Source organism: Pseudomonas sp. A-B-19 (assembly GCF_019947515.1).
Classification (GTDB): Bacteria; Pseudomonadota; Gammaproteobacteria; order Pseudomonadales; family Pseudomonadaceae; genus Aquipseudomonas.
Genome location: NZ_JAGYGN010000009.1, coordinates 90,749 through 107,685 on the forward strand (window position 1 = coordinate 90,749; position 16,937 = coordinate 107,685).

General features: G+C 58.4%; 13 protein-coding genes, 2 tRNA genes and 1 pseudogene. 15 read left to right on the plus strand and 1 reads right to left on the minus strand.

Annotated elements, in window-relative coordinates; translation table 11 throughout:
- Window positions 1-99: 99 nt before the first annotated feature.
- From carA to KGA81_RS12665, 4 genes and pseudogenes are all read left to right on the plus strand, one after another.
- Window positions 100-1,236 (plus strand): glutamine-hydrolyzing carbamoyl-phosphate synthase small subunit, encoded by a 1,137-nt coding sequence (carA, locus tag KGA81_RS12650; protein ID WP_046038697.1) that lies wholly within the window; start codon window positions 100-102, stop codon window positions 1,234-1,236.
- Between the two features lie 118 nt (window positions 1,237-1,354).
- Window positions 1,355-4,576: a carbamoyl-phosphate synthase large subunit gene (gene carB, locus KGA81_RS12655; RefSeq protein WP_218429215.1), complete on the plus strand. Its 3,222-nt coding sequence runs from the start codon at window positions 1,355-1,357 to the stop codon at window positions 4,574-4,576.
- Between the two features lie 2 nt (window positions 4,577-4,578).
- Window positions 4,579-5,055 (plus strand): transcription elongation factor GreA, encoded by a 477-nt coding sequence (gene greA / locus KGA81_RS12660; protein ID WP_034148383.1) that lies wholly within the window; start codon window positions 4,579-4,581, stop codon window positions 5,053-5,055.
- Window positions 5,056-5,083: 28 nt separating this feature from the next.
- Window positions 5,084-5,311, plus strand: a pseudogene (locus KGA81_RS12665) (MFS transporter); the annotation flags it as partial.
- Between the two features lie 42 nt (window positions 5,312-5,353).
- Here KGA81_RS12665 and KGA81_RS12670 read toward each other — a convergent pair.
- On the minus strand, window positions 5,354-5,662 hold the full coding sequence (locus KGA81_RS12670) for a YhbY family RNA-binding protein (RefSeq protein WP_007942889.1): 309 nt from the start codon (window positions 5,660-5,662) through the stop codon (window positions 5,354-5,356).
- Window positions 5,663-5,767: 105 nt separating this feature from the next.
- Between KGA81_RS12670 and rlmE the strand changes: the two genes are divergently transcribed.
- The 11 genes from rlmE (at window position 5,768) to infB (ending at window position 16,907) form a co-directional block, all read left to right on the plus strand.
- A complete protein-coding gene (gene rlmE / locus KGA81_RS12675) occupies window positions 5,768-6,400 on the plus strand; it encodes a 23S rRNA (uridine(2552)-2'-O)-methyltransferase RlmE (RefSeq protein ID WP_150672216.1) in 633 nt (210 codons plus the stop codon).
- Window positions 6,401-6,599: 199 nt separating this feature from the next.
- A complete protein-coding gene (gene ftsH / locus KGA81_RS12680) occupies window positions 6,600-8,510 on the plus strand; it encodes an ATP-dependent zinc metalloprotease FtsH (protein WP_033047686.1) in 1,911 nt (636 codons plus the stop codon).
- 8 nt (window positions 8,511-8,518) lie between these two features.
- Window positions 8,519-9,370, plus strand: coding sequence for a dihydropteroate synthase (folP, locus tag KGA81_RS12685; protein WP_223546216.1), 852 nt, complete (start codon window positions 8,519-8,521; stop codon window positions 9,368-9,370).
- Between the two features lie 16 nt (window positions 9,371-9,386).
- A complete protein-coding gene (glmM, locus tag KGA81_RS12690) occupies window positions 9,387-10,724 on the plus strand; it encodes a phosphoglucosamine mutase (RefSeq protein ID WP_223546218.1) in 1,338 nt (445 codons plus the stop codon).
- A gap of 66 nt (window positions 10,725-10,790) precedes the next feature.
- Window positions 10,791-11,546, plus strand: coding sequence for a triose-phosphate isomerase (tpiA, locus tag KGA81_RS12695; RefSeq protein ID WP_223546220.1), 756 nt, complete (start codon window positions 10,791-10,793; stop codon window positions 11,544-11,546).
- Window positions 11,547-11,550: 4 nt separating this feature from the next.
- The gene (secG, locus tag KGA81_RS12700) at window positions 11,551-11,934 is read left to right on the plus strand and encodes a preprotein translocase subunit SecG (protein ID WP_057398830.1); all 384 of its coding nucleotides are present in this window, start codon (window positions 11,551-11,553) and stop codon (window positions 11,932-11,934) included.
- A gap of 22 nt (window positions 11,935-11,956) precedes the next feature.
- Window positions 11,957-12,042, plus strand: a tRNA-Leu gene (locus KGA81_RS12705).
- A gap of 97 nt (window positions 12,043-12,139) precedes the next feature.
- Window positions 12,140-12,216, plus strand: a tRNA-Met gene (locus KGA81_RS12710).
- A gap of 138 nt (window positions 12,217-12,354) precedes the next feature.
- Entirely contained in the window at window positions 12,355-12,813 is a 459-nt protein-coding gene (rimP, locus tag KGA81_RS12715) for a ribosome maturation factor RimP (RefSeq protein ID WP_007973115.1), read from the plus strand.
- 59 nt (window positions 12,814-12,872) lie between these two features.
- On the plus strand, window positions 12,873-14,354 hold the full coding sequence (gene nusA, locus KGA81_RS12720; RefSeq protein WP_007988680.1) for a transcription termination factor NusA: 1,482 nt from the start codon (window positions 12,873-12,875) through the stop codon (window positions 14,352-14,354).
- Between the two features lie 27 nt (window positions 14,355-14,381).
- On the plus strand, window positions 14,382-16,907 hold the full coding sequence (infB, locus tag KGA81_RS12725; protein ID WP_223546222.1) for a translation initiation factor IF-2: 2,526 nt from the start codon (window positions 14,382-14,384) through the stop codon (window positions 16,905-16,907).
- Window positions 16,908-16,937 lie beyond the last annotated feature (30 nt).

The window sequence follows — 16,937 nt, forward strand, 5'->3', positions numbered from 1 at the left end:
GAATAATTCAGTGAAGAAGCGGGGTGACGTGTCCATACGTCACTCCGCTTTTTTACAACCTGCGATCGCCCTTTCAGGCTTTATTTACGGGAGGTCTTCTTGACTAAGCCAGCCATACTCGCCCTTGCTGATGGCAGCATTTTTCGCGGCGAAGCCATTGGAGCCGACGGTCAAACCGTTGGTGAGGTGGTGTTCAACACCGCAATGACCGGCTATCAGGAAATCCTTACCGATCCTTCCTACGCCCAACAAATCGTTACCCTGACTTACCCGCACATCGGCAACACCGGCACCACGCCGGAAGACGCCGAGTCCAACCGCGTCTGGTCTGCCGGCCTGGTTATCCGTGATCTGCCACTGGTGGCGAGCAACTGGCGTAACACGATGTCCCTGTCCGACTACCTGAAGGCCAACAACGTTGTGGCCATCGCCGGTATCGACACCCGCCGCCTGACGCGCATCCTGCGTGAAAAAGGCGCGCAGAACGGCTGCATCATGGCCGGTGACAACATTTCCGAAGCCGCCGCCATCGCCGCCGCCCAGGGTTTCCCTGGCCTCAAGGGCATGGACCTGGCGAAAGTCGTCAGCACCAAGGAAAGCTACGAGTGGCGCTCGACTGTCTGGGATTTGAAAACCGACAGCCACGCAACCATCGAAGCCTCCGAGCTGCCGTACCACGTGGTTGCCTACGACTACGGCGTCAAGGTGAATATCCTGCGCATGCTGGTCGAGCGCGGTTGCCGCGTGACCGTCGTGCCTGCACAAACGCCTGCCGCCGATGTGCTGGCGCTGAAGCCGGACGGCGTGTTCCTGTCCAACGGCCCTGGTGATCCGGAGCCTTGCGACTACGCGATCCAGGCGATCAAGGACGTGCTGGAAACCGAGATTCCGGTCTTCGGTATCTGCCTCGGTCACCAACTGCTGGCCCTGGCCTCCGGCGCCAAGACCCTGAAAATGGGTCACGGCCACCACGGTGCCAACCACCCCGTCCAGGACCTGGACAGCGGCGTGGTGATGATCACCAGCCAGAACCACGGTTTTGCGGTAGACGAAGCGACCCTGCCGGCCAACGTCCGCGCGATCCACAAGTCGCTGTTCGACGGCACCCTGCAAGGTATCGAGCGTACCGACAAGAGCGCCTTCAGCTTCCAGGGTCACCCGGAAGCCAGCCCTGGCCCGAACGACGTAGCGCCATTGTTCGATCGCTTCATCACCGAGATGGCCAAGCGACGCTGATCGCTCGCCCTGATGTAGCAAAGCTTGAGGGTGGTCCCGACACCAGCGGCCCCCTCAAGGCTTCAGAGATTGAACAAGACGGCTTGCCGACTGACCTGCGGATTTGAGTGACAAACCCATGCCAAAACGTACAGACATTAAAAGCATCCTGATTCTCGGTGCTGGCCCGATCGTGATCGGCCAGGCCTGCGAATTCGACTACTCCGGCGCCCAGGCCTGCAAAGCCCTGCGCGAGGAGGGTTACCGCGTCATCCTGGTGAACTCCAACCCGGCCACCATCATGACCGACCCGGCCATGGCCGACGCCACCTACATCGAGCCGATCAAGTGGCAGACCGTTGCCAAGATCATCGAGAAAGAGCGTCCGGACGCGCTGCTGCCGACCATGGGTGGCCAGACTGCCCTGAACTGCGCCCTGGACCTGGAGCGCGAAGGCGTTCTGGAGAAGTTCGGCGTAGAGATGATCGGTGCCAACGCCGACACCATCGACAAGGCTGAAGACCGTTCGCGCTTCGACAAGGCGATGAAATCCATCGGCCTGGCGTGCCCGCGTTCCGGTATCGCCCACAGCATGGAAGAGGCCAATGCGGTCCTCGAGAAGCTCGGCTTCCCGTGCATCATCCGTCCGTCCTTCACCATGGGCGGCACTGGTGGCGGTATCGCTTACAACCGTGAAGAGTTCGAAGAAATCTGCGCCCGTGGCCTGGACCTGTCGCCGACCAAGGAACTGCTGATCGACGAATCGCTGATCGGCTGGAAAGAATACGAAATGGAGGTTGTCCGCGATAAGAAGGACAACTGCATCATCGTCTGCTCCATCGAAAACTTCGACCCGATGGGCGTGCACACCGGTGACTCGATCACCGTGGCTCCGGCACAGACCCTGACCGACAAGGAATACCAGATCCTGCGTAACGCCTCCCTGGCGGTACTGCGCGAGATCGGCGTGGAAACCGGCGGTTCCAACGTTCAGTTCGGCATCTGCCCGAACACCGGCCGCATGGTCGTGATCGAGATGAACCCGCGAGTATCGCGTTCCTCGGCACTGGCTTCGAAGGCCACCGGCTTCCCGATCGCCAAGGTCGCGGCCAAGCTGGCTGTAGGCTACACCCTGGACGAACTGTCGAATGACATCACCGGCGGCAAGACCCCGGCGTCCTTCGAGCCGTCCATCGACTACGTCGTCACCAAGCTGCCGCGTTTTGCCTTCGAGAAATTCCCGAAAGCCGACGCCCGCCTGACCACTCAAATGAAGTCGGTGGGCGAAGTCATGGCCATCGGCCGTACCTTCCAGGAGTCCCTGCAGAAAGCCCTTCGCGGTCTGGAAGTGGGCGTTTGTGGTCTGGACGAGAAGGTTGATCTGGCCAACCCGGAAAGCATGAGTGTACTCAAGCGCGAGCTGACCGTACCGGGCGCCGAGCGTATCTGGTACGTGGCGGACGCAATGCGCGCCGGCATGACCGTCGAAGACATCTTCGGCATGACCATGATCGACCCTTGGTTCCTGGTGCAGATGGAAGACCTGATCAAGGAAGAAGAGAAGGTCAAGACCCTGGGCCTGACCAGCATCGACCGCGATCTGATGTTCCGCCTCAAGCGCAAAGGCTTCTCCGATATGCGCCTGGCCAAATTGCTGGGTGTGACCGAGAAGAGCCTGCGCGCTCACCGTCACAAGCTGGAGATCTTCCCGGTCTACAAGCGTGTCGACACCTGCGCTGCCGAGTTCGCCACCGACACCGCGTACCTCTACTCGACGTACGAAGAAGAGTGCGAAGCTGCGCCATCGGGTCGCGACAAGATCATGATCCTGGGCGGCGGTCCGAACCGTATCGGCCAGGGCATCGAGTTCGACTACTGCTGCGTACACGCGGCACTGGCGCTGCGCGATGACGGTTACGAGACCATCATGGTCAACTGCAACCCGGAAACCGTATCCACCGACTACGACACCTCCGATCGCCTGTACTTCGAGCCAGTGACCCTGGAAGACGTGCTGGAAATCGTCCGCGTCGAGAAGCCAAAAGGCGTAATCGTCCAGTACGGCGGCCAGACTCCGCTGAAACTGGCTCGCGCCCTGGAAGCCGCCGGCGTGCCGATCATCGGCACCAGTCCTGATGCCATCGACCGCGCTGAAGACCGTGAGCGCTTCCAGCAGATGGTCCAGCGCCTGAACCTGCGTCAGCCGCCAAATGCCACCGTGCGCAGTGAAGACGAAGCGATTCGTGCCGCCACCAAGATCGGTTACCCGCTGGTGGTGCGTCCGTCCTACGTACTGGGCGGTCGTGCGATGGAAATCGTCTATGAAGAAGAAGAACTCAAGCGCTACCTGCGCGAAGCGGTTCAAGTGTCCAACGACAGCCCGGTGCTGCTGGATCACTTCCTCAACTGCGCCATCGAAATGGACGTGGATGCGGTCTGCGACGGCAAGGACGTGGTAATCGGCGCGATCATGCAGCACATCGAGCAGGCTGGCGTTCACTCCGGTGACTCCGCATGCTCGCTGCCGCCGTACTCGCTGCCTGCGCACATCCAGGACGAGATGCGCGAACAGGTCAAGAAAATGGCCCTGGAACTGGGCGTGGTCGGCCTGATGAACGTGCAGTTGGCGCTGCAGGGCGACGATATCTACGTCATTGAAGTCAACCCGCGCGCTTCCCGTACCGTGCCGTTCGTGTCCAAGTGCATCGGTGTTTCCCTGGCAATGATCGCGGCGCGCGTCATGGCCGGTAAGACCCTGAAGGAAATCGGCTTCACCAAGGAAATCATCCCGAACTTCTACAGCGTGAAAGAGGCGGTGTTCCCGTTCGCCAAATTCCCTGGCGTTGACCCGATCCTCGGCCCTGAGATGAAGTCCACCGGTGAAGTGATGGGCGTGGGCGACACCTTCGGTGAGGCGTTCGCCAAGGCCCAGATGGGTGCCAGCGAAGTGCTGCCGACCGGCGGTACCGCGTTCATCAGCGTGCGTGACGACGACAAGCCGCTGGTTGCGGGCGTGGCCCGTGATCTGATCAACTTGGGCTTCGAAGTGGTCGCCACTGCCGGTACTGCCAGGCTGATCGAAGCTGCAGGCCTGAAAGTGCGCCGTGTGAACAAGGTGACCGAAGGTCGTCCGCACGTGGTCGACATGATCAAAAATGATGAAGTCACGCTGATCATCAACACTACCGAAGGGCGCCAGTCGATCGCTGATTCGTACTCCATTCGTCGTAATGCCCTGCAGCACAAGATTTACTGCACTACCACTATTGCTGCTGGCGAAGCCATCTGTGAAGCGCTGAAGTTCGGTCCCGAGAAGACCGTGCGCCGCTTGCAGGATCTACACGCAGGATTGAAGGCATGAGCATAACGAAGTACCCAATGACCGTTCAGGGCGCTCGCGCCCTGGAAGAAGAGCACACCCACCTGACCAAGGTCGTTCGTCCGAAGCTCAGCCAGGACATCGGTACGGCCCGCGAGTTGGGTGACTTGAAGGAAAACGCTGAATACCACGCTGCCCGTGAGCAGCAGGGTATGGTCGAGGCGCGCATACGTGACATCGAGGGCCGGATTCAGAATCAGGTCATCATTGATGTCACGACCATTCCTCATACGGGCAAAGTGATTTTCGGCACCACTGTTGAAATCGCCAACGTCGAGACGGATGAGCGCGTCACTTACCACATCGTGGGTGAGGATGAGGCTGACTTCAAACTCGGCAAGATTTCGGTCGGCTCGCCACTGGCCCGCGCCTTGATTGCCAAGGAGGAGGGTGATGTGGTCGCCGTGAAAACGCCTGGCGGCGTTATCGAGTACGAGATTGTCGAGGTTCGCCACATCTGAAGGCTGGCGCCCGTTTCGTACGGGCGCCATGCTTTGGCAGCTGACCCGGATGTTGTAGGTCGGCGGCTTGTGGCTGTTGCAAATGGGTCTGTTGCCGGTGCCGGGTCGAATTGGCCTGGCACCGCTGCAGATCGACGAAATGGCAGTCATGCTGAAGGCGCTGATGGCGGGAAATGCCGCAGCGTGCGTGATTTTTCAGGCTTTGGCGCTGATTAAGGCCGAGGGCCTTGTCAGTCTATGGCGGGATTTTCGCGGGTGGAGCGGCAGGGTGCGCGAAGCACACCCTTGACCCTTGCCATCACTTGAAACGATGGACGTTCGACAGCTGCTTGTTGACGCTGAAGTTCTTGCGGTAGATCAGTGCCATCTTGCCGATGACCTGAACCAGATCCGCTTTGCCGACCTTGCAGAGCTCTGCAATGGACGCCAGGCGCGATTCGCGATCGAGGATGTTGAGCTTGATCTTGATCAGCTCGTGATCCGCCAAAGCGCGTTCGAGTTCGGCTAACACACCTTCAGTCAAACCATTGTCTGCCACAATCAAAACCGGTTTCAGATGGTGGCCAATGGATTTGTACTGTTTCTTCTGCTCTTGAGTGAGCGGCATAATCTGACCCCTGCGTCTGATCTTGTAAAAAGCGGCGGCCAGTTTACCCGAGCGAGTCCGGGACCGCCCAGTTAATCACGACCCGTTTTATTTTCGAGGTGGCCCGTGGCCCGTTCCAAGACAAGTCTTAAATGGCTGCAAGAGCATTTCAACGACCCATTCGTCAAAATGGCACAAAAAGACGGGTACCGTTCCCGCGCCAGCTACAAACTGCTGGAGATCCAGGAAAAGGATCGTCTGATCCGCCCGGGCATGAGCGTAATCGACCTTGGTGCGGCCCCCGGTGGGTGGTCCCAGGTGACCAGTCGTCTGATTGGTGGGCAGGGCACACTGATCGCTTCTGACATTCTGGAAATGGACAGCATTCCGGACGTGACCTTCATTCAGGGCGACTTTACCGAGGATGCCGTACTGGCTCAGATCCTCGATGCCGTCGGAAATAAGGAAGTAGACCTTGTGATTTCCGACATGGCCCCCAATATGAGTGGATTACCGGCCGTTGACATGCCGCGAGCGATGTTCCTGTGCGAGTTGGCACTGGATCTTTCGACGCGGGTGCTCAAGCCCGGTGGTGATTTTTTGATCAAGATCTTCCAGGGCGAAGGCTTCGACGAGTTCCACAAGAGCGTTCGCCAGCAGTTCGAGAAGGTGCAGATGCGCAAGCCGACCTCGTCGCGCGACCGTTCTCGCGAGCAGTACCTGCTGGGCCGCGGTTTCCGCGGACGCAGTGAGGGTTGAGTGGATTTTCGATCGGGGTGATAGGATTTTTGTATTACGCCTTGTCAGAATTAGCGAATATTGTGTAGGAAGTGTTTCACAAAGGGTTACAGACGGCGCCTGCCAAGTCGTAGGTAATGTAGTAAGTTAGGCCGGTGAATATCATGCGAAGCGCGCGCCAGTAGCGGAGCTTGCTTCAGAGGGTAGTTAATTGAACGATATGGCAAAGAATCTGATCCTGTGGTTGATCATTGCGGCTGTCCTGGTGACGGTGATGAACAACTTCTCCAGCCCTAACGAGCCGCAGACCCTCAACTATTCCGACTTCATCCAGCAAGTCAAGGATGGGAAGGTCGAACGCGTAGCGGTTGATGGCTACGTGATTACCGGCAAGCGCAATGACGGCGACAGCTTCAAGACCATTCGTCCGGCGATCCAGGACAACGGCCTGATCGGTGACCTGGTGGATAACCACGTCGTGGTCGAAGGCAAGCAGCCTGAACAGCAAAGCATCTGGACTCAGCTTCTGGTCGCCAGCTTCCCGATCCTCGTGATCATCGCCGTGTTCATGTTCTTCATGCGGCAGATGCAGGGCGGTGCCGGTGGCAAGGGCGGGCCGATGAGCTTCGGCAAGAGCAAGGCGCGCCTGCTCTCCGAGGATCAGGTGAAAACTACCCTGGCTGACGTTGCCGGTTGCGACGAAGCCAAGGAAGAAGTCGGTGAGCTGGTCGAGTTCCTGCGCGATCCGGGCAAGTTCCAGCGCCTGGGTGGCCGTATTCCTCGCGGTGTGCTGATGGTCGGTCCTCCGGGTACCGGTAAAACCTTGCTGGCCAAGGCCATCGCCGGCGAAGCCAAAGTACCGTTCTTCACCATTTCCGGTTCCGACTTCGTCGAAATGTTCGTCGGCGTCGGTGCCAGCCGTGTTCGCGACATGTTCGAACAGGCCAAGAAACACGCTCCATGCATCATCTTCATCGACGAAATCGATGCGGTCGGTCGCCATCGTGGTGCCGGCATGGGTGGTGGTCACGACGAGCGCGAGCAGACTCTCAACCAATTGCTGGTAGAGATGGACGGCTTCGAAATGAATGACGGCATCATCGTGATCGCTGCAACCAACCGTCCTGATGTGCTGGACCCTGCGTTGCTGCGTCCAGGCCGTTTCGACCGTCAGGTTGTGGTCGGTCTGCCGGACATCCGCGGTCGTGAGCAGATTCTCAAGGTTCACATGCGCAAAGTGCCGATGGGCGACGACGTTGCCCCGGCCGTGATCGCTCGTGGTACTCCAGGCTTTTCCGGTGCTGACCTGGCCAACCTGGTGAACGAAGCATCGTTGTTCGCTGCCCGTGCCGGCAAGCGCATCGTCGAGATGAAAGAATTCGAGCTGGCGAAAGACAAGATCATGATGGGCGCCGAGCGCAAATCCATGGTCATGTCCGAGAAGGAAAAGCAGAATACGGCTTATCACGAAGCCGGCCACGCCATTGTGGGGCGTGTCGTACCTGAACATGATCCGGTGTACAAGGTGTCGATCATTCCGCGCGGTCGTGCGCTGGGTGTGACCATGTTCCTGCCGGAAGAAGATCGTTACAGCCTGTCCAAGCGTGCGTTGATCAGCCAGATCTGCTCGCTGTACGGCGGTCGTATCGCCGAGGAAATGACCCTGGGCTTCGATGGCGTGACCACCGGTGCTTCCAACGACATCATGCGCGCCAGCCAGATTGCGCGGAACATGGTGACCAAATGGGGGCTCTCGGAGAAACTCGGCCCGTTGATGTATGCCGAAGAAGAGGGTGAAGTGTTCCTTGGTCGCGGCGGTGGCGGTCAGAATGCAAGTTTCTCCGGTGAGACAGCCAAGCTGATCGACTCCGAAGTACGCAGCATCATCGATCAGTGCTACGGCACGGCGAAGCAGATCCTCACGGACAACCGTGACAAGCTCGATGCGATGGCTGATGCCTTGATGAAGTACGAAACGATCGATGCCGAGCAGATCGACGACATCATGGCGGGCCGTACACCTCGCGAGCCGCGTGACTGGTCGGGTGGCACGGGTACTTCCGGCACTCCGCCGGTGGTGCAGGATGAGCGTCCGGAAACCCCGATAGGCGGTCCTGCTGCTGACGTATAAGGCTTGAAATGACTTCTGTTCAGTCCTCGACCCGGTTGCCTTGCGGCAACCGGGTTCTTGATTTGGCCCAGACGCATGTCATGGGTATTCTCAATGTCACTCCTGATTCTTTCTCCGATGGTGGCCAATACAGCCAGCTCGACGCGGCAATGCGCCACGCCGAAGCCATGGTGGCGGCCGGCGCGACGCTGATCGATGTCGGCGGCGAATCTACCCGTCCAGGTGCCAGGGTGGTTTCGCCACTGGAGGAGCTGGAGCGCGTAGCGCCCGTTGTCGAGCGTATCAGTCGCGAGCTGGACGTTATCATCTCGGTCGACACCTCCACGCCAGCGGTCATGCGTGAAACTGCGCGCCTGGGTGCCGGGTTGATCAATGACGTGCGTTCGTTGCGTCGCGATGGTGCCCTGGATGCTGCAGCGGCCACCGGGCTGCCGGTTTGCCTGATGCATATGCTGGGAGAACCAGGCGATATGCAGGACAATCCGCAGTATCAGGACGTTACAAGGGAAGTCGGTGAGTTTCTCGCCGAGCGCATGCATCAGTGTTCATTGGTGGGTATTCCGGCCGAACGGATCATTCTTGATCCCGGCTTTGGCTTCGCCAAAACCTTGCAGCACAACCTGAGCCTGTTCAAGCATATGCAGGCCCTGCATGCCTTGGGGAGGCCCCTGTTGGTCGGGGTTTCGCGAAAGAGCATGATTGGTCAGGCATTGAGTCGTCCGGTAGGGGATCGACTGTATGGTGGTTTGGCGCTTGCGGCGCTGGCATCGGCGAAAGGTGCGCGTATATTGCGCGTCCATGATGTAGCCGAAACAATGGATGTGGTGCGGATGATTGCCGCAGTGGAATCAGCCGAATAAGAATGATGGAGCACTTATGAGCAAAAAATATTTTGGCACCGATGGTATTCGTGGGCGTGTCGGTGAATACCCGATCACTCCTGATTTCATGCTCAAGCTCGGCTGGGCTGCAGGCATGGCGTTCCGCAAGATGGGCGCCTGCAAGGTATTGGTAGGTAAGGACACCCGGATCTCCGGCTACATGTTCGAGTCTGCGCTTGAGGCGGGGCTTACCTCCGCGGGTGCTGATGTGATGCTCCTGGGCCCGATGCCCACCCCGGCGATTGCCTACCTGACGCGTACCTTTCATGCCGAAGCTGGCATCGTGATCAGTGCGTCACACAATCCGCATGATGACAATGGCATAAAGTTTTTCTCCGGCAATGGCACCAAGCTTCCGGATGAAGTCGAGCACATGATCGAAGAGCTGCTCGATACTCCAATGACTGTGGTTGAGTCGAGCAAGATCGGCAAGGTGTCGCGAATCAATGACGCGTCGGGTCGGTATATCGAATTCTGCAAGAGCAGTGTGCCGACCGGTACCAGCTTTACCGGCCTCAAGATTGTGATCGACTGCGCCCATGGTGCGACCTACAAAGTGGCGCCGAGTGTGTTTCGAGAGCTGGGTGCCGAGGTCGTGGTCTTGTCCGCGCAGCCAAATGGTTTGAATATCAATGACAACTGTGGTTCGACCCATATGGGGCAACTGCAGGCCGCTGTGCTGGCTGAGCACGCCGATCTGGGTATCGCCTTCGACGGTGATGGCGACCGGGTGTTGATGGTGGATCACACGGGGGCCATCGTCGATGGCGATGAGCTGCTGTTCATCATTGCTCGCGACCTGCATGAGCGAGGCAAGCTGCAAGGTGGTGTAGTCGGCACGCTGATGAGCAACCTGGGATTGGAGTTGGCCTTGGCCGACCTGGCGATTCCATTTGTTCGCGCCAATGTTGGTGATCGTTATGTGATTGCTGATCTGCTGGAACGCAATTGGCTGGTCGGTGGCGAAAATTCGGGTCATATCGTTTGCTTCAATTACACCACCACGGGTGATGCGATTATCGCCGCGCTGCAGGTGCTGAAAGCGTTGAAAGCCCGTGCGCAAGGTTTGGCTGAAGCGCGTCAGGCGCTGCGCAAATGCCCTCAGGTGTTGATCAATGTGCGTTTCGGTGGCGGCGCAAACCCGCTCGATCATCCGTCGGTCAAGGAAGCCAGCGAGCGTGTGACCAAGGCGATGGCGGGTCGGGGGCGTGTGCTGTTGCGCAAGTCCGGAACCGAACCGCTGGTGCGTGTGATGGTCGAAGGCGAAGACGAAACTCAGGTTCGTGGCTATGCCGAAGAGCTCGCGAAACTGGTTACTGAAGTTTCTGCCTGAATTCGGCTTGCCAGCCATGATTGTGTTGGGTAACATCTGCGCCCACTTTGACCGACGAGGTACAGCATGCGTCGCCCTATGGTAGCTGGTAACTGGAAGATGCACGGTACCCGCGCCAGCGTCGCTGAGCTGATCAACGGCCTTCGTGACTTGGCCTTGCCGAGCGATATTGATGTTGCGGTATTCCCGTCCTGCCTGCATATCAATCAAGTGATTGATGGCTTACAGGGAAAGTCGATTTCGGTCGGCGCGCAGGACTCTGCGGTGGAATCCGGACAAGGTGCATTGACCGGTGAGGTTGCGCCGAGTCAGTTGGTGGATGCAGGTTGTTCCCTGGTGCTTGTCGGGCACTCCGAACGCCGCCAGATAATGGGCGAGCAGGACGAAGTGCTGATTCGCAAGTTCGCAGCGGCACAGGCATCCGGCCTGATCCCGGTGTTGTGCATAGGGGAAACCCTTGAGCAGCGCGAAGCCGGGAAAACGATCGAGGTTGTTTCGGCGCAGCTGGACAGCATCATCGACGAGCTGGGTGTCGGTGTATTTGCAAAGGCAGTGATCGCTTACGAGCCGGTCTGGGCCATTGGCACCGGGCTGACTGCTTCGCCGCAACAAGCGCAGGATGTGCATGCAGCCATTCGCGCCAGGTTGGCGGAAAAGAATTCTGAAGTCGCGCAAAGTGTGCGGCTTCTATACGGCGGCAGCGTGAAGGCGGCCAATGCGGTCGAACTGTTCGGCATGCCGGATATCGATGGGGGTCTCATTGGTGGGGCTTCCCTGAATGCAGATGAGTTCGGTGCGATTTGTCGCGCCGCGGGAAACTGAAAAAATGCTGGAAACAGTCGTAGTCGTTTTTCATCTGCTGGGTGCATTGGGCGTAGTTGCTCTGGTTTTGCTGCAGCAGGGTAAAGGTGCGGACGCTGGCGCGTCTTTCGGAGCAGGTGCTTCAAATACTGTGTTCGGAAGCCAAGGTTCCTCTACCTTTCTTAGTAAGTTTACTGCTATACTTGCCGCAGGTTTTTTCATGACCAGCTTGGGGTTAGGTTACTTTGCTAAAGAGAAGGCTCATCAGCTGACTCAAGCAGGTCTCCCAAATCCAGCGGTACTGGAAGTTCCAAAGCAACAACCGGCTTCTGATGATGTCCCGGTGCTTCAAGAGCAAAAGTCGGCTACTCCAGCGACTGACGTACCTCCAGCTCAAGAGCAGAAGTAAGAAGGGTTTCAAACGTAGTATTGCCGAGGTGGTGGAATTGGTAGACACGCAACCTTGAGGTGGTTGTGCCCATAGGGTGTAGGGGTTCGAGTCCCCTTCTCGGTACCAATTAGTCAGGAGAGCCCGCTGTTGCGGGCTTTCTTGCAGGTGGAAGGTTACATTGACCCTGTAGGGGATCGGTCGTATACTTCCGCCCCAGCTTTGTCGCGGGGTGGAGCAGTCTGGTAGCTCGTCGGGCTCATAACCCGAAGGTCGTCGGTTCAAATCCGGCCCCCGCAACCAGTTTAAGGAGCCCCTTTTAAGGGGCTTTTTGTTAGCTGGACACTTTCAACGCCGCTGTTCGACGGCGTTTCAAGGATGGGCGTTTCGCCCATTTTTTTATTTTGCATAGCATGCACATACATGCACTAGGGGGTTCAGGTGTCGAGCAAGCTAGAAGAGTTGCAGGCCTTGCTGGCCCCGGTGGTCGTGGCCCTAGGCTATGAATGCTGGGGTATCGAGTTTTCGGCTCAGGGTCGTCACTCGATGTTGCGCGTTTATATCGATAAAGAAGGCGGCGTGCTGGTGGACGATTGCGCCATCGTCAGCCGTCAGATCAGCGGTGTGCTGGATGTTGAAGATCCTATCTCCGTTGAGTACACCCTTGAAGTTTCCTCGCCTGGCATGGAACGCCCTCTGTTCACTCTTGAGCAGTTTGCAAAATTTGCCGGTGAACAAGTGAAGATCAAGCTGCGCTCGCCTTTTGAAGGACGACGCAACTTTCAGGGCCTTCTGCGCGGCGTAGAAGAGCAGGATGTCGTGGTGCAGGTAGAAGACCATGAATTCCTGTTGCCGATCGATATGATCGACAAGGCCAACATTATTCCCAGTTTTGACTGAGGCGTGCCAGATACTGCGGATCCCGCGGATCCAATGGCTTGCGAAAGGCGAGGCGTACGATGAGCAAAGAAGTACTGCTGGTTGTTGAGTCGGTATCCAATGAAAAGGGCGTACCGGCAAACGTGATTTTTGAAGCGCTGGAGCTGGCCCTGGCCACCGCTACCAAGAAGCGTTTTGAAGACGAAGTTGATCTGCGTGTGGAAATCAACCGCCACACGGGTGCATACGAGACATTCCGTCGCTGGACGGTCGTCGAAGAAGCAGACCTGGACGATCCGGCCATCGAAACCTGGCCGAGCAAGGTTGCCGAAACGCATCCTGGCGCCAAGGTCGGCGACGTCGTGGAAGAGAAGATCGAGTCCATCGAGTTCGGCCGCATCGCTGCACAGACTGCCAAGCAAGTCATCGTGCAGAAGGTTCGCGAAGCCGAGCGCGCTCAGGTGGTTGACGCTTACCGCGAGCGCCTGGGTGAAATCATCTCCGGCACCGTGAAAAAAGTCACCCGCGACAACGTGATCGTTGATCTGGGCAACAACGCTGAAGCGTTGCTGGCCCGTGAAGACATCATTTCTCGCGAAACTTTCCGGGTTGGCGTGCGTCTGCGTGCGCTGCTCAAGGAAATCCGCACCGAGAACCGCGGCCCGCAGTTGATCCTGTCGCGTACCGCGCCGGAAATGCTGATCGAGTTGTTCCGCATCGAAGTGCCGGAAATTGCCGAAGGCCTGATCGAAGTGATGGCTGCATCCCGTGATCCGGGTTCGCGTGCCAAGATCGCCGTTCGCTCCAAGGACAAACGCATCGACCCGCAGGGCGCTTGCATCGGTATGCGCGGTTCGCGCGTCCAGGCAGTGTCGGGTGAGTTGGGCGGTGAGCGTGTTGACATCGTTCTGTGGGACGACAACCCGGCTCAGTTCGTGATCAACGCCATGTCCCCGGCCGAGGTTGCGGCAATTATCGTTGACGAAGATGCCCATGCAATGGACATCGCCGTTGGCGCAGACAATCTGGCTCAGGCCATCGGTCGCGGTGGTCAGAACGTGCGTCTGGCCAGCCAGTTGACTGGCTGGACCCTGAACGTGATGACCGAATCGGACATCCAGGCTAAGCAGCAAGCAGAAACCGGTGACATCCTGCGCAACTTCATCGACGAGCTGGAAGTCGACGAAGAGCTGGCTCAGGTGCTGGTTGATGAAGGCTTCACCAGCCTGGAAGAGATTGCCTACGTACCGTTGGAAGAAATGCTCAACATCGACGGCTTTGACGAGGAAATCGTCAACGAGCTTCGCGCTCGTGCCAAGGATCGCTTGTTGACCAAAGCCATCGCTACTGAGGAAAAGCTGGCAGACGCCCATCCGGCCGAAGACCTGCTCTCGCTTGAGGGTATGGACAAGGATTTGGCGATGGAACTGGCGGTGCGCGGCGTAATTACCCGCGAAGACCTGGCCGAGCAGTCTATTGACGACCTGCTCGACATCGACGGCATTGACGATGATCGTGCCGGCAAGTTGATCATGGCCGCCCGAGCCCACTGGTTCGAGTAATTAGGCGCGGCCTGAGGAGAGAAGTGCATGACGCAAGTCACGGTGAAACAACTGGCCGATGAGGTCAAAACACCGGTAGAGCGCCTGTTGCAGCAGATGCGTGAGGCAGGTCTGCCGCACACCGCCGCCGAAGAAAGTGTGACTGACAGTGAGAAGCAATCGTTGCTGACTCACTTGAAAAGCAGCCACAAGGCGAAAGTGGAAGAACCACGCAAGATTACGCTGCAGCGTAAAACCACCAGCACCCTGCGGGTTGCTGGCAGCAAGAGCATCAGCGTTGAAGTACGCAAGAAGAAAGTCTTCGTACAGCGCAGCCCGGAAGAAATCGAAGCCGAGCGCAAGCGTGAACTGGATGAACGTCGCGCAGTAGAAAATGCTGCTCGTCAGAAGGCTGAAGAAGAAGCCAAGCGTCGCGCCGAAGAAGAAGCGCGTCGCCAGCCTGCTGCTGCGCCGACCGCTCAAGCCGTACCTGTTGCAGCGCCTGCTGCGGTGGCCGAGCCGGTTCGCGAAAGCGCACCGGTTGTGGCAGCCGCTCCAGCTCCTGCGGCCGATACCCGCAAGCGCGACGAACAGCGCCGTCCGGACAAGCCACGTGCCGACGACAACAGTCGTCGCGGTAGCGGCGATGGCGAGCGCAAAAACGCTCCGCATCGTGCTTCGGTCAAGGAAAAGGCGCCGGCTCCACGCGTTGCCCCACGTACCACCGACGAAGAAAGCGATGGCTTCCGTCGTGGTGGTCGCGGCAAGGCCAAGCTGAAGAAGCGCAACGCTCACGGTTTCCAGAGCCCAACCGGCCCTGTCGTGCGCGAAGTGAAGATCGGCGAGACCATCACTGTTGGCGATCTCGCCCAGCAGATGTCGGTCAAGGCTGCTGAAATCATCAAGTTCATGTTCAAACTGGGTACTCCAGCGACCATCAACCAGGTACTGGATCAGGAAACTGCCCAACTGGTTGCCGAAGAGCTGGGCCACAAAGTGACCCTGGTCAGCGACACCGCCCTGGAAGATTCCCTGGCCGAGTCCCTGAAGTTTGAAGGCGAGGCAGTTTCCCGTGCACCAGTCGTGACCGTAATGGGCCACGTTGACCACGGTAAGACTTCCCTGCTCGACTACATCCGTCGTGCCAAGGTAGCTGCTGGCGAAGCCGGTGGTATCACCCAGCACATCGGCGCGTACCACGTTGAAACCGACCGTGGCATGGTGACGTTCCTCGACACCCCTGGTCACGCTGCGTTTACCGCAATGCGTGCCCGTGGTGCCAAGGCGACCGACATCGTGATCCTGGTGGTTGCAGCGGACGACGGCGTGATGCCACAAACCATCGAAGCCGTTCAGCATGCCAAGGCAGCTGGCGTACCGTTGGTAGTAGCAGTGAACAAGATCGACAAGCCGGGCGCCGATCTCGATCGCATCCGTAGCGAACTGTCGGTTCACGGCGTGACGTCGGAAGAGTGGGGTGGTGACACGCCGTTCGTACCGGTTTCGGCGAAGATGGGTACTGGCGTCGACGAACTGCTCGAAGCGGTACTGCTGCAAGCCGAAGTTCTGGAACTGACTGCAACTCCATCGGCTCCTGGCCGTGGTGTCGTGGTTGAATCCCGTCTCGACAAGGGCCGTGGTCCGGTAGCTACCGTTCTGGTTCAGGACGGTACCCTGCGTCAGGGCGACATGGTCCTGGTCGGTTCGAACTATGGTCGCGTTCGCGCCATGCTCGACGAGAACGGCAAGGCAATCAAGGAAGCCGGTCCGGCCATCCCTGTCGAGATCCTCGGCCTGGACGGTACCCCGGATGCTGGCGACGAGATGAGCGTGGTTGCCGACGAGAAGAAAGCCCGTGAAGTGGCTCTGTTCCGTCAAGGCAAGTTCCGCGAAGTCAAACTGGCTCGCGCTCACGCCGGCAAGCTGGAAAACATCTTCGAAAACATGGGCCAGGAAGAGAAGAAGACGCTCAACATCGTCCTCAAATCTGACGTCCGTGGATCGCTGGAAGCGTTGAACGGTGCCTTGAACGGCCTGGGTAACGACGAAGTGCAAGTGCGTGTGGTCGGTGGCGGTGTCGGTGGTATCACCGAATCCGACGCCAACCTGGCACTGGCCTCCAACGCTGTACTGTTCGGCTTCAACGTGCGTGCCGATGCCGGCGCGCGCAAGATCGTCGAGCAGGAAGGTCTGGATATGCGTTACTACAACGTGATCTACGACATCATCGAAGACGTCAAGAAAGCCCTGACCGGTATGCTCGGCAGCGATGTTCGCGAGAACATCCTGGGTATCGCCGAAGTGCGTGACGTGTTCCGTTCGCCGAAGTTTGGCGCGATCGCCGGTTGTATGGTTACCGAAGGTGTTGTTCACCGTAACCGTCCAATCCGTGTACTGCGTGAAGACATCGTTATCTTCGAAGGCGAGCTGGAATCCCTGCGCCGCTTCAAGGATGACGCTTCCGAAGTACGTGCCGGCATGGAATGCGGTATCGGCGTGAAGAGCTACAACGACGTCAAGGTCGGTGACAAGATCGAAGTCTTCGAGAAGGTGCAGGTTGCTCGCAGCCTCTAACTCGCGCACTTCAAGAGCCGTGACGGCTAG